This is a genomic window from Streptomyces sp. NPDC048650, assembly GCF_043199095.1.
Classification (GTDB): Bacteria; Actinomycetota; Actinomycetes; order Streptomycetales; family Streptomycetaceae; genus Streptomyces.
Genome location: NZ_JBICVM010000009.1, coordinates 20,104 through 33,003, shown reverse-complemented (window position 1 = coordinate 33,003; position 12,900 = coordinate 20,104). Strand labels below are relative to the sequence as shown.

At 73.1% G+C, this 12,900-nt stretch carries 11 protein-coding genes; 2 read left to right on the top strand and 9 right to left on the bottom strand.

What is annotated here, in order from left to right:
- Positions 1-51 precede the first annotated feature (51 nt).
- Positions 52-2,283 carry a HelD family protein gene (locus ACGFML_RS24695; protein ID WP_393547529.1) on the top strand — a complete coding sequence of 744 codons (2,232 nt, stop codon included), beginning with the start codon at positions 52-54 and terminating at the stop codon, positions 2,281-2,283.
- A gap of 63 nt (positions 2,284-2,346) precedes the next feature.
- Positions 2,347-3,750: an MFS transporter gene (locus ACGFML_RS24690; RefSeq protein WP_393547085.1), complete on the top strand. Its 1,404-nt coding sequence runs from the start codon at positions 2,347-2,349 to the stop codon at positions 3,748-3,750.
- A 10-nt stretch (positions 3,751-3,760) separates the two neighbouring features.
- Here the strand turns inward: ACGFML_RS24690 and ACGFML_RS24685 are convergent, their stop codons facing one another.
- The 9 genes from ACGFML_RS24685 to hypB all read right to left on the bottom strand — a co-directional run bounded on the left by ACGFML_RS24685 (position 3,761) and on the right by hypB (position 12,895).
- Positions 3,761-3,985: an acyl-CoA carboxylase subunit epsilon gene (locus tag ACGFML_RS24685; RefSeq protein ID WP_393547083.1), complete on the bottom strand. Its 225-nt coding sequence runs from the start codon at positions 3,983-3,985 to the stop codon at positions 3,761-3,763.
- A 137-nt stretch (positions 3,986-4,122) separates the two neighbouring features.
- Positions 4,123-5,292, bottom strand: a complete 1,170-nt coding sequence (locus tag ACGFML_RS24680; protein WP_393547081.1) for a lipase family protein — start codon at positions 5,290-5,292, stop codon at positions 4,123-4,125.
- A gap of 84 nt (positions 5,293-5,376) precedes the next feature.
- Complete coding sequence (locus ACGFML_RS24675) at positions 5,377-6,468, bottom strand: AraC family transcriptional regulator ligand-binding domain-containing protein (protein WP_393547079.1); 1,092 nt, start codon at positions 6,466-6,468, stop codon at positions 5,377-5,379.
- 205 nt (positions 6,469-6,673) lie between these two features.
- Positions 6,674-7,156, bottom strand: coding sequence for a hypothetical protein (locus ACGFML_RS24670; protein WP_393547078.1), 483 nt, complete (start codon positions 7,154-7,156; stop codon positions 6,674-6,676).
- A gap of 79 nt (positions 7,157-7,235) precedes the next feature.
- Positions 7,236-8,306 (bottom strand): hydrogenase expression/formation protein HypE, encoded by a 1,071-nt coding sequence (gene hypE / locus ACGFML_RS24665; RefSeq protein ID WP_393547077.1) that lies wholly within the window; start codon positions 8,304-8,306, stop codon positions 7,236-7,238.
- Positions 8,299-9,423: a hydrogenase formation protein HypD gene (hypD, locus tag ACGFML_RS24660; protein ID WP_393547075.1), complete on the bottom strand. Its 1,125-nt coding sequence runs from the start codon at positions 9,421-9,423 to the stop codon at positions 8,299-8,301. Before hypD ends, hypE begins: the two co-directional genes overlap by 8 nt.
- Positions 9,420-9,743 (bottom strand): HypC/HybG/HupF family hydrogenase formation chaperone, encoded by a 324-nt coding sequence (locus ACGFML_RS24655; RefSeq protein WP_393547073.1) that lies wholly within the window; start codon positions 9,741-9,743, stop codon positions 9,420-9,422. Before ACGFML_RS24655 ends, hypD begins: the two co-directional genes overlap by 4 nt.
- A gap of 42 nt (positions 9,744-9,785) precedes the next feature.
- The gene (gene hypF, locus ACGFML_RS24650) at positions 9,786-12,149 is read right to left on the bottom strand and encodes a carbamoyltransferase HypF (protein WP_393547072.1); all 2,364 of its coding nucleotides are present in this window, start codon (positions 12,147-12,149) and stop codon (positions 9,786-9,788) included.
- Positions 12,146-12,895, bottom strand: a complete 750-nt coding sequence (gene hypB, locus ACGFML_RS24645; protein WP_393547070.1) for a hydrogenase nickel incorporation protein HypB — start codon at positions 12,893-12,895, stop codon at positions 12,146-12,148. Before hypB ends, hypF begins: the two co-directional genes overlap by 4 nt.
- Positions 12,896-12,900: the final 5 nt, after the last annotated feature.

Genomic DNA, 12,900 nt, shown 5'->3' with positions numbered 1-12,900 from the left:
ATTTCAAGGTACTCGAGCGGAGCTGAATTGTCAAACGTGTCGAACGAGGAATTGCGGACCGAGCAGGAATTCCTCGATGTGCTCTACGAGCGTCTCGCCGAAATGCGGGCCGAGGCGGAGGTCGCGGTACGGGCGGCGCTGCCCCTGGAGGGGAACAACTTCCAGGCGCGGCTGGAGCGCGACGTGCGGGTGGCCGAGCAGACCGGCCTGCTGGCCGCCTTCCACGCCGGGGAGAACGGCCTCTGCTTCGGCCGGCTGGCATTCCGTGACGGCCGCGACCACCACATCGGCCGAGTCGGCATCCGGCGTGCCGACGCGGACCGGACTCCGCTGGTCGTCGACTGGCGCGCGGAGGTCGCCCGTCCCTTCTACCTCGCCACCGGGCACACCCCGATGGGACTGCGCCGCAGACGCCACCTGACGACCGAGGGGCGGCGGGTCACGGCGCTGCACGACGAGATCCTGGATCTCGGCGACGCGGTACGCACCGGGCACGAGGGCACCGACGCGGACGCCGTCCTGCTGGCCGCGCTGGACGCGGCGCGCACCGGACGGATGCACGACATCGTCCAGACCATCCAGGCCGACCAGGACCGGATCATCCGCGCCCCGCACCACGGCGTGCTCGTCGTGGAAGGCGGGCCCGGCACCGGCAAGACGGTCGTCGCGCTGCACCGCGCCGCGTATCTGCTCTACGCGCACCGCGAGCAGCTGGCCCGCCGGGCCGTGCTGATCGTCGGGCCCAACCCGGCGTTCCTCAGTTACATCGGGGAAGTGCTGCCCGCGCTCGGCGAGACGGGCGTGCTGCTGGCCACGCCCGGCGAGCTCTATCCGGGCGTGACCGCGACCGGAACCGACACCGCGCGGGCCGCGGAGGTCAAGGGCGGTGCGGCGATGGCGGACGCGCTGGCGCGGTTCGTGGCGGGCCGGCAGGTCCTCCCCGACACCGAGATCGTGCTCGCGCACGACGACGGCGAGCTGGTGCTGGACGCGGAGCTGGTGGACGGCGCCCGGCGCAGGGCGCGCGCGGCACAGCTGCCGCACAACCTCGCCCGTCCGCACTTCGCGTTCCAGGTCATCGACGCGCTCACGGCGCAATTGACCGAGCGGCTCGGCGCGGACCCGTACGGCGGACCGAATCTGCTCGGCCCCGATGACGTCGCCCAACTCGGCAAGGCGATCGCGGCCAGCTCCGAAGTGCACGGCGCCATCGAGGAGTTGTGGCCGTCCCTGACCCCGCAGCGGTTGGTCGCCGACTTCCTCGCCGATCCGGTTCACCTCCCACCGGCCGATGCGGCGGCGATCCGCCGGGAGGGCGGAGAGTGGACCCCGGCGGATGTGCCGCTGCTGGACGAGGCCGCCGAGCTGCTCGGCGAGGACGACACGGCGGCCCGGGTCGCCGCGGAGGCGGAGCGCCAGGAGCTCATCGAGTACGCGCAGGGCGTGCTCGACCTGTCCTACGGCTCGCGCACCCAGGAGTTCGAGGACCGCGACGACGAGGATTCGGAGGTGCTGGCCGTCCACGACCTGCTGGACGCGGAACGGCTCGCCGACCGGCACGAGGAGGCCGACCACCGCAGCGCCGCCGAACGCGCCGCGGCCGACCGGACCTGGGCGTTCGGCCACATCATCGTCGACGAGGCGCAGGAGCTGTCCGCGATGACCTGGCGGCTGCTGATGCGCCGCTGTCCGACCCGCTCGATGACCCTGGTCGGCGACCCGGCACAGACCGCGGAGCCGGGTGGCTGCGGTGCGTGGGAGACGATCCTCGCGCCGTATGTCGACGACCGCTGGCAGCACGTCAGGCTCGGCGTCAACTACCGCACGCCGACCGAGATCATGGAGATCGCGGCCGAGGTGCCCCGGTCCGCCGACCCGTCCTTCGAGCCGCCGCGCTCGATCCGCTCCACGGGCGTACGGCCGTGGGCGCACCGCACCGACGACCTGGCCGGGGCGGCCGCCGACGCCGTCGCGCGGGAGACGCGTGCGCAGGCCCGCCTCGCGGTGATCGCCCCGCGCTCCCGCCACGCGGCGCTGTCCGCCGCGCTCCCGTCGGCCGATGTCGGTGCCGCCCCGGATCTGACCAGCCCGGTGGTGCTGATAGACCCCCGGCAGGCCAAGGGCCTGGAGTTCGACGCGGTGATCGTAGTGGCGCCCGAGGAGCTCGGGGCGAGCGACCTGTACGTGGCGCTCACCCGGGCGACACAGCGGCTGGGCGTGATCCACACGGGGGCACTGGCGGCGGGTCTGGCGGCGGGACTGGAGGCGGTGTCCTGGGCCTGAGGCCCGCCCGATGACAGGGACGTTTCGGCGATTGCCGTAACGATCCGGCAGGAGACTGGCGGCATGTCAACGCTCTCCGCACTCACCAGGAAACCCCAGGTCAGCGGCAGAATGCCGGTCCTGCCGCTGCTTGCCGTCTGTCTCGGCTACTTCATGGTCATGCTGGACGTCACTGTGGTCACCGTGGCCCTGCCGGTCATCGGGACCGCGCTGGACGCCGGGGTGACCGGGCTCCAGTGGGTGGTGGACGGCTACACCCTGGTGTTCGCGGGGCTGCTGCTCTTCGGCGGTGGGCTCGGCGACCGGCTGGGCAGCAGGCGGGTGTTCCTGGCCGGGCTGACGGTGTTCACGGCGGCGTCCGCCGGGTGCGCGGTCGCTCCCGTGCCGGGCGTACTGGTCCTCGCCCGGCTGGTGCAGGGCCTCGGGGCGGCGTTGATGGTGCCCGCCTCGCTCGCGCTGCTGCGGGCGGCGTACCCGGACCAGGCGGCGCGCGCCCGCGCGTTCGGCGTCTGGGGCATGGTCGCGGGCCTGGGCGGCGGGGCCGGGCCGGTGCTGGGCGGCGTGCTGGTCGCCTCCTGCGGCTGGCGTTCGGTGTTCTTGATGAACCTGCCGGTCGGCATCGCCGCGGTGCTGCTGACCGTCCGGCACCTCCCGGTCTCCCCCGCCGCCGCCACCCGCCCCGGGCTGGACCTGCCGGCCCAGGCCGCGGTGACGCTGAGCCTGGCCGGCCTGACCACCGGGTGCATCGAGGCCGGGGCACTGGGCTGGACCCATCCCGGAGTACTCGCCGCATTCCTGACCTTCGCCGTGGCGCTGGCCGCGTTCATCGTCCTCGAACGCCGCTCGCGGGCCCCGATGCTGCCGCTCGCGCTGTTCCGCGCCCGGAGCTTCTCGGCCTCCGCCGTCATCGGCGTGCTGCTCAACACCGGTTTCTACGGAATGCTGTTCCTCGCCCCGCTCTACTTCCAGCGCGTGCACCACTACAGCGCCCTGCACACCGGGATCGTGCTGGTGCCGACCGTGGGTGTCACCGCCCTCGGCTCCGCCCTCGCCGGGCGCATCACGGCCCGTACCGGACCGCGGCTGCCCATGGTCACCGGCCTGCTCATCGGCGCGGCCGGGCTGTCCGGCTGGTTGCTGGCGGGCCCGAACACGCCCTATCTCGTGCTCGTGGCCCCGATGGTCGCCGCCGGGCTGGGCATCTCGCTGACCATGCCCGCCTCCACCGCTGTCGTGATGGAGTCGGTGCCAGCGGAGCGCGGCGGGGCGGCGGCCGCGGTCTTCAACGCCGCCCGCCAGATTGGCAGCGCGCTGGGCGTCGCGCTGTTCGGCACGCTGATCGCCGGCGGACTCGTCACGGGCCTGCACACCGCGATACTCATCGGCGCCGCGGGCTTCCTCGCCGCGGCCGTACTCGCCGCGCGCTGTGTGCCGCCCGGCGTACGGGGGGCGCCGCACGGCGCCTGACCGGTCGGCGTCAGGCGCAGCACCAGCAGCCCGACCAGCAGGCACAGCGCGTCTCCCGGACGATGTGCTGCTGGTCGGACTCCCTGCGCCGGTGGTGCTCCGCGATGTCGCGGAGGCCGGCGAGATGGGCACCGAGGATGACGGTGATCGCCGCCAGTTCCTCGGGGTCGGCGTGGCCCCGGTCGATCCGCAGCGGTACCTCGGGGAGCTCTTCCGGAGTGTTTATGCAGCTCACAACCCCGACGCTAGGAGCGTCGGGGTGCGCTGTCGTGCGGGCGGGCGGTTGGTGTGGGCCATTCGGGTCAACCGCCCGCAGTACGGGCGGCCGGTGGCGCGGGTGCGCGCCTGCGGCCGCCCGTCATGCCGTCCCGGTCAGCCGCAGTTGCCGGCCGCCGGCCTGTCCGCGAAGCGGTCGGCGAGCCAGTTGGCGGCCGGGAAGGCTCCCACGACCGCGCCGACGACGTGTTCGCCGAGCGGGATCGACGTCCACCGCACGGTGGCGCCCCTGGCACACCAGTCGGCCCGCAGTTGCTTGCCGACGGCGTACGGGATCAGCTCGTCGGCGGTCCCGTGGTAGAGGTACACCGGCGCATCCGGCGTGCGGGTGCCGAGGTCGGATTCGTGCAGCCGCCGCTGCCAGTCCGGCTCGTGCAGCGGGTTCTTGACCGTCACGTCGGAGACCTTCTCGAAGGTCCCGACGACCCCGTCGGCTGCCACGCAGTGGTTCTTCATGAAGTCGACGTAGCGGCGGCCCTTGTCGTTGAGGTACTTCCCCAGGTCCAACTCGGGGAAGGCCGCGTTCTGGCCGACGGCCGCCATCAGGATGAGCCCGGCGCCGAAACCCCCGTCGTTGGCCTCGGCGACCTTCAGCAGGTCGGCGGGCACCCCGCCGGTCGCGGTGCCCCTGACCCGGAGGTCGGGTGCATAGGCGTGGTGCAGTTCGGCCGCCCAGCTGGTGGCCTGGCCGCCCTGGGAGTAGCCCATGATGCCGACCGGGGACTCCTCGGTGACACCGGCCGCACGTGCTTCGGGCAGCCGCTGCGCGGCGCGCGCGGCGTCCAGGACGGCCTGCCCCTCGGCGCGGCCGACGGTGTAGGTGTGGTCTCCGGGTGTACCGAGCCCTTCGTAGTCGGTGACGGCCACCGCCCAGCCGCGGTTGGTCAGTTGCTGGATGAGATGGGCTTCCACCGTGGTGCCCCGAGGGAAGCCGGCCGACGGCGCGCAGGAGTCGCCGAGGCCGACGGTGCCGACGGCGTAGGTGATCAGCGGGCGACGTCCGGTCCGGCCGTCGTCGGGGACGATGACGGTCCCGGAGACGGTGTTGGGCGTGCCCTTGGCGGTGGTGGAGCGGTAGGTGAGGTGCCAGGCCCGGGTGTTGGTCGGCTGGCCGGGCAGTGGGTGGAACGACGTGGGCGAGGACGTCACGATGTCGCCGGGCGCGGTGGCCGGGGGTCCGGCCGCCGCGCTGCTGCCCGTCAGGCCGAGGGACAGGTACAGGGACAGGGCGGCGACGGCGGTGAGTGCTGTGGAGCGTAGGTGCATGCGGCTCTCCCAACTGACTCGGGTGCCAGGGTGATGGGGGCGACCGTAGTGACTCGCGGGTAAGGAAGGTGCTGACCGGGATGCTCAGCTTTGTTGACCTGTTGTCTCATGACGGACGGGCGGGCCGGGTGACACACGCCCGTCCGGGAACCCGTTCAGCCGGTAGGCGCCGGGCGTGGTGCCCGTCCAGCGCCGAAACGCCCGGAGGAAGGCGGAATCCTCCGAGAAGCCGATACGGGCCGCCAGTTCGGCGATCGGCTCCCGGCCGGCGGCCAGCGAACCGATCGCCTCGTCCCGGCGCACCGCGTCCTTCAGCCGCTGGTACGACGTGCCCTCGGCCTGCAGCCGGCGCCGCAGTGTCGCCGGGCTGACCGCGAGCCGGGCCGCGACCTCGCAGACCTCCGGCAGCCGCGCCGGGGGCCCGGCACGCAGCGCCTGCACGAGGCTGCGTCGGACCTGTTCGGCGACGGTCGTGCCGTAGTCGCGTCGGCTGAGCAGATCGGCCGGGGCCCGCCGCAGCATCGCCGCCAGTGCGGCCTCGTCCCGGACGACGGGTGCGGCGAGCCAGTGCGCGTCCCAGCCCGCGGCGGTGCGCCGGGCGCCGAAGCGCACCGGGCAGCCGAAGAGCATGTCGTACTCGGGGGCGTGGGCCGGGGCCGGGTAGGCGAACTGCGCCCAGCGCAGCGGGATGCGCCGCCCGATCAGCCAGCTGGAGAGCCGGTGCCAGATGATCAGCACGCATTCGGCGAGGAAGTTGCCGTGGTCGTAGGGGCGCAGGTCGTTGCCCACCGAGAAGACCGCCTCGGCCGTCCGGTCCGCCCCGGCAGCGGTCTCCACCGTCAGTTCGGGCCCGCCGGGGAAGAGCCCGTAGAACCGTGCCGCCCGTTCGAGGGCCGAGCCGAGGTCGTGGCAGCCCAGACAGGCCTGGCACATCATCGCGAAGGTGCCGCGGCGGCTGGGGACCGGGCCCAGGCCCAGGAACTCGTCGTCGGTGGCCCGGTGCAGGGCCTTGACCAGACGGGTGAACTGTTCGGGGGTGACCCGGGCCCGGTCGTCCGCGAGCAGCAGGGGCGGGATCCGGGCGGCCTGGAGCAGCGGCACGGTGTCGATGCCGCGCCGCTCGGCGCCGGTCAGTGCGGCCCGCACATGGTGCATCGCGATCGTTGAGCGGCTCATGCGGACACCTCACCTCCGCGCGGCGCGCACCTCGCCATGGGTCCCTCCCTCATGACCCGACACCGTAGCCGCCGTGAGCGAAGAGGTCAGGGGGCGTGACGGTTCTCGTCCTCTCCGCGAGGGGGCCGGGGAGCCCGTCCCGGGGGTGATGAGAACCGCACCGCGCGGCACAGGGGTACGGCCAACCTCAGCGCGAGCGGCAACCTCAGCGCAGCGGGAAGAGCGCCAGGCGCCGGTCCCATTCCTCCGCCGCCCGGATCAGCGCGGCCCGGTCCGTCTCGATCTCGACCGCGTACTGGTGGAGGCCCCCGCCCTCGTCGTCCTGCCGCCATGGAGGCACGGCCTCAAGTGAGAGATGGACCCGCAGCACTCCCGTGCCGTCGTGCCACCGGACCTGGCTGAAGGCCAGGTCCGGCTCCAGGAAGGAGAGGTCCGGGACCGGTCGCCCCGCCGGGTCCTGCGCTGCGTCCGGCCGCCTCCCGTCTGCGACCGCACGCAGCCATGCGGACACCTCATACACCTCGTCGACCAGCAGACACGGGTCCGTGAAACACCAACTGCCCGCAGAGGTCGTGACGTCGGCCCCCATGACGAGCCAGTTGTCGTCCCAGCGGTCACCACTGACCACAGGAAACTGGTAGCGGAGCGGCCGCAGGTCGATGCCGCCCGCGCGATCGGTGAGGAGCACATCCGCAGTGTGCCACGCCCCGCGGACCCCACCGAACGAGAGGTCTCACGCTCAGCAGATGCTCCTCAGCAGAGGCGCCTCAGCAGATCCGCGGCAGCTGCTCGCCCACCGGCAGGTCGACGACCCGGGTGCCGCCGAGCGTGGTGTGGGCGACCACCATGCCGGGGTGCGCCTCGACCGCCTCCCCGATCACCACGGCGCCGGCGCCCAGCGGATGGGCACGCATGGCATCGAGGACGGCGTCGGCGTGCTCACGCGGGACGAACGCCACGAGCTTGCCCTCGTTGGCGACGTACATCGGGTCCAGACCGAGGATGGCGCAGGCGTTGGCGACGGTGGGCGGGACGGGCACGGCCCGTTCCTGGAGGGCGACGCCGGTGCCGGAGGCGGCGGCGATCTCGTTGAGCGCGGCGGCCAGGCCGCCGCGGGTGGGGTCGCGCAGGACGTGCAGGTCGGGCGTGACTGCGAGCATCGTCTCGACCAGGCCGCCCAGGGCCGCGCAGTCGCTCTCGATCTCGACGCCGAATTCCAGGCCCTCGCGCACGCTCATGATCGCCACGCCGTGTACGCCGAGGTCGCCGCTGACGATGACCACATCGCCGGGTACCACGCGCTGCGGGCGCAGGTCGACGCCCGGCGGGATCAGTCCGATGCCCGCGGTGTTCAGGTAGATGCCGTCGCCGTGGCCCGCCTCGACGACCTTCGTGTCGCCGGTGGCGACCTCGACGCGGGCGCTGCGCGCGGCCGCGCCGATCGCCTCGGCGACGCGGGCGACCACCGGCATCTCGATGCCCTCCTCCAGGATGAACCCGCAGGAGAGGTAGGCGGCCCGGGCGCCGCTCATGGCGAGGTCGTTGACGGTGCCGTTGACGGCGAGGTCGCCGATGCTGCCGCCGGGGAAGAACAGCGGGCGCACGACGTAGGAGTCGGTGGAGAAGGCCATCCGTACGCCGCCGAGGGTCACGGCCGCGGAGTCGCCGAGCTGGGCGAGGATGTCGCCGCCGAAGGCGGGGGCGAAGATCTCCTGGACGAGTTCGGCGGAGAGGGCGCCGCCCCCGCCGTGTCCCATGACGACCCGGGGCTGGTCCCGCAGGGGCGCGGGACACGTCCAGCCGGAGATGTCCAGTGCGGGCAGGCTGGTGTCAGGCAACGGGGCTCGCCTCCAACTTGGTGGGTGTGACGCCGAGTCGGCGGTAGAGGTAGTAGGCGGCGCAGGCTCCCTCGCTGGAGACCATGGTGGCGCCGAGCGGGGTGCGCGGGGTGCAGGTGGTGCCGAACGCCTCGCACTCGTGGGGCTTGATCAGGCCCTGCAGCACCTCGCCGCTGCGGCAGGCGGCGGGTTCGCGGGTGGTGATGCCGTCGACCGCGAAGCGGTACTCGGCGTCGAAATCGCGGTATCGGGGGGAGAGCCGCCAGCCGCTGGCGGGGATGGTGCCGATACCGCGCCAGGCGCGGTCGGTGACCTCGAAGACGTCCGCGAGCATGGCCTGCGCCGCCGGGTTGCCCTCGCTGCGGACGGCGCGCGGGTAGGCGTTGTCGACGGTGTGCTCGCCGCGCTCCAACTGGTGCACGGTGCGGCGGATGCCCTCCAGGATGTCCAGCGGCTCGAAGCCGGTCACCACGATCGGCACCCGGAACCGCTCGGCGAGCCCCGGATACTCCCCCATGCCCATCACGCTGCACACGTGACCGGCGGCCAGGAACGCCTGGACCCGGCAGCTCGGCGAGGTCATGATCGCCTCGATCGCGGGCGGGACCCGGACGTGCGAGACGAGCAGGCTGAAGTTGGGGATGTGGTGCTTGCGCGCCTGATACACCGTCATGGCGTTGGGCGGCGCGGTGGTTTCGAAGCCGATGCCGAAGAACACCACCTCGCGGTCCGGGTTCTGCCGGGCGATCTTCAGAGCGTCGAGCGGCGAGTAGACGACCCGTACGTCACCGCCCTCGCTGCGCACCCTGAACAGATCGCGGTCGCTGCCCGGGACGCGGAGCATGTCCCCGAAGGAGCAGAAGATGACCCCGGGGCGGGACGCGATCTCCAGGGCCTTGTCGATGACCTCCAGCGGCGTCACACAGACCGGGCAGCCCGGGCCGTGGATCAACTCCACCTTGTCCGGCAGGAGTTGGTCGATCCCGTGCCGGATGATGGTGTGGGTCTGGCCGCCGCAGACCTCCATCAGCGCCCATGGCCGGGTCACCGTGGCGTGGATGTCGTCGAGCAGCCGCCGGGCCAGCTCGGGGTCCTGGAACTCGTCGATGTACTTCACCGCTGCGCCTCCCGCGCTCCGTCGTCGGCGACGGGCCCCGGCAGGATGCCCGCCTCAGCGGCAGCCGCCTCCCAGGGGTCGCCGAACTCCTCCTGAAGCAGACCGAGTTCCTCGAAGAGGGCGAGCGTCTGCCGGGCCGATTCCTCGTCCAGGCGCTGGAGCGCGAAGCCCACATGGACGATCGCGTACTCCCCCACCGCGAGGTCGGGTACGTACTCCAGGCACACCTCCTTGATGACGCCGCCGAAGTCGACGGTGGCCATCCGCGTGCCGTCCCGCTCCTCGATTTCCACAACCTTGCCGGGTACCGCCAGGCACATGGGTGTTCTCCTCGTCGTGGGTTCTTCTCCGCAGTCCGCCGGTCACGGGGCGGACGCCGTACGGGCCGCCGCCCTCGCCGCGACCACCAGCTGTCCCAGCGCCAGCCCCCCGTCGTTGGGCGGGACGCGGCGGTGGCGCAGGACGGTCAGCCCGTCCTGCCGCAGCAGGCGGGCCGTCGTGCCGGCGAGCAGGGTGTTGGCGAAGACGCCGCCGGTCAGGACGACGGTCTCCAGGCCCGTACGGGCGCGGGCCAGGTCGCAGCAGCGGCGGACGAGCGCGGCGACCGCGGTGTGGAAGCGGGCCGCGATCAGCGCCGGGGTGGTGCCCGCGCGCAGATCGTCGACGACGGCGGCGAGCACGGGGGCGGGGTCGGCGACGGCGGGCGCGGTGGCCGCGGCGGAGTCCAGGGCGAAGGCGTAGCCGGCGCCGGGGTCCGCTCCGGCGGCCAACGCGGCGGCCTCCAGCTCGATGGCGGCCTGGGCCTCGTACCCGGCGTGGTGGCACACGCCGGAGAGCGAGGAGACCGCGTCGAAGAGACGGCCCATGCTGGAGGTGGGCACGCAGTGCAGGCCGCGGTCGAGCTGTCGCTCCAGCAGCCGCCGTTCGTCCGGCGGGCAGGCCGCCACCGGGGGCAGGTCCGCGGACCACTCGATCCCGGCGGCGCGCAGCTGCGCGAGCGCCATCCGGTAGGGGCGGCGGACGGCGGCGTCGCCGCCGGGCAACGGGGCGTAGCGCAGCCGGGCGAAGCGGCGGTAGCCGTCGTAGTCGGCGAGCAGGATCTCGCCGCCCCAGACCGCTCCGTCGTCGCCGTATCCGGTGCCGTCGAAGGCGACGCCGATCACCGGCCGGTTTCCGTCGAGGCCGTGTTCGGCCATCGCGGCCGCGATGTGTGCGTGGTGGTGCTGGACGTGGACCAGCGGCCGGCCGTCGGCGTGGCGCTCGGCCCACCGGGTGGACCGGTATTCGGGATGGCGGTCGGCGGCGAGGAGACGGGGCCGTACCCCGGTGACCGTCCCGAGGTGTTCCACGGCCCTTTCGAAGGCGCGCTGGGTTGCCAGATCGTCCATGTCGCCGATGTGCGCCGACAGCCAGGCCCGCCGTCCTTCGCCCAGGCAGAGCACGTTCTTGAGGTCCCCACCCGCCGCGAGTGCGGGCGGGACGGTCATCGGGAGGGCGACGGGGAGCGGCGCATGCCCTCGCGAGCGGCGGACGAACAGCGGCTCCCCGTCGCAGATGCGGACCACCGAGTCATCGCACGGCACCTGGATCGGCCGGTCGTGGGCGAGCCAGGCGTCCGCCAGGTGCGCAAGGCGCCGCAGGGCCTCGTCGTCATCGGTGACGATCGGCTCGCCCGCGACGTTTCCGCTGGTCATGACGAGCAGCCGGGGCCCCGGCGGGTCACCGGGGAGACCGAACAGCAGGTGGTGGAGGGGCGTGTACGCGAACATGACGCCGAGGTCCGGGCTGCCCGGGGCCACCGCGGGGGCAAGCAGGGAGGGCTCCTTGGCGGCGCGGCGGCGCAGCAGCACGATGGGCCGGTCGGGCCCGGTGAGCAGGGCGCGTTCGCCGTCGGACACGTGCACCAGGGGTGTGACGTCGTCGAGATGACGGGCCATCAGGGCGAAAGGTTTGTCGCCGCGGGCCTTGCGGCGGCGCAGCAGGGCGACGGCGGTCTCGTTCCCGGCGTCGCAGACGAGGTGGTAGCCGCCGAGCCCCTTGACGGCCACGATCGCGCCGCCGGCGAGGAGCCGGCGGGCGCCGGCCACGGGGTCGCCGCCGGGCGCCTCCGGCTCCGCGCCGAGCAGGCGCAGCCGCGGCCCGCAGTCGTGACAGGCGATGGGCTGGGCGTGGAAGCGCCGGTCGGTGGGATCGGCGTACTCCCGCGCGCACCGGGGGCACATCGGGAAGCCGGCCATCGTCGTCTTCGCCCGGTCGTACGGAAGTCCGGTGACGATGGTGAAGCGGGGGCCGCAGTGCGTACAGGTGAGGAAGGGGTGGCGGTGGCGGCGGTCGGCCGGATCGCGCAGCTCGGCCAGGCAGGCGTCGCAGGTGGCGACGTCCGGGGAGACCAGGGTGCGGGCGCGGCCGTCGGCACGGGAGGGGAGGATGGCGAAGCCGGTGCCACCGCTGACGGCGATCTCTTCGCCGTCGACCCCCTCCACCACGGCCAGCGGCGGCGCGTCGCCGCCGATCCGTACGCCGAAGCACGCGACCGCGGCGGGCGCGCCCTCGACCTCGACGACGACGCCGTCACCGGTGTTGGTCACATGCCCGGTCAGCCCCAGTTCGGTGGCGAGAGAGTGCACGAACGGCCGGAACCCCACCCCCTGGACCACTCCGCGCACGGTGATCCTGCGCCGTACGGCGGCCGTCACCGGGGCGGCGGATACCTGCCGGACCGTCATGAAGGACTCGGCGCCATGGAATGCGGGTCGACCACGGAGGGGTGCTCGTGCGGGTGGTGCGGGCGGGCCATCACCGGAACATGGACGGGTGCGCCGTTGCGCGCCGCCAGCGCCCGGTCGAGCAGGAGGCCGTCGCCCTCTCCCCGGCGGGCCGAGGTGAGGACGATCTCGACACCGGGGTTGATCCGCTCGACGTTGGCGCGGAACGCCGCCTCGTCGAACTCGACGGCCTCGGCGATGTCGGTCTTGGTCACCACGACCAGGTGCGCCAGCCCGAAGGCGGTGGGGTACTTCAGCGGCTTGTCCTCGCCCTCGGTCACCGACGCCAGCACGACCCGCAGGGTCTCCCCCAGATCGTAGGAGGCCGGGCAGACGAGGTTCCCGACGTTCTCGACGAACAGCAGGTCGGTCCCGGGCGGAAGCCAGTCGTCGAGGTGGCCGCCGAGCATGCCGGCCTCGAGATGGCACAGCCCGTCCGTGAGCACCTGTTTGACGGGGACACCGGATCTGGCCAGCCGCACCGCGTCGTTCTCGGTGGCCAGGTCGGCGGTGAGCGCCGCCACCGCCACCTCGCGCCGCCGGGCGAGGGTCAGTTCGCGCTCCAGCAGGGCGGTCTTGCCGCTGCCGGGACTGGAGAGCAGGTTGACGACCGCGGTTCCCCGGGCCGCCAGATCCTCGCGCAGGGTACGGGCGCAGGCGTCGTTCTTGGCGAGGACGGCCTGTTGCAGGTCGACGACACGGCACATGGTTT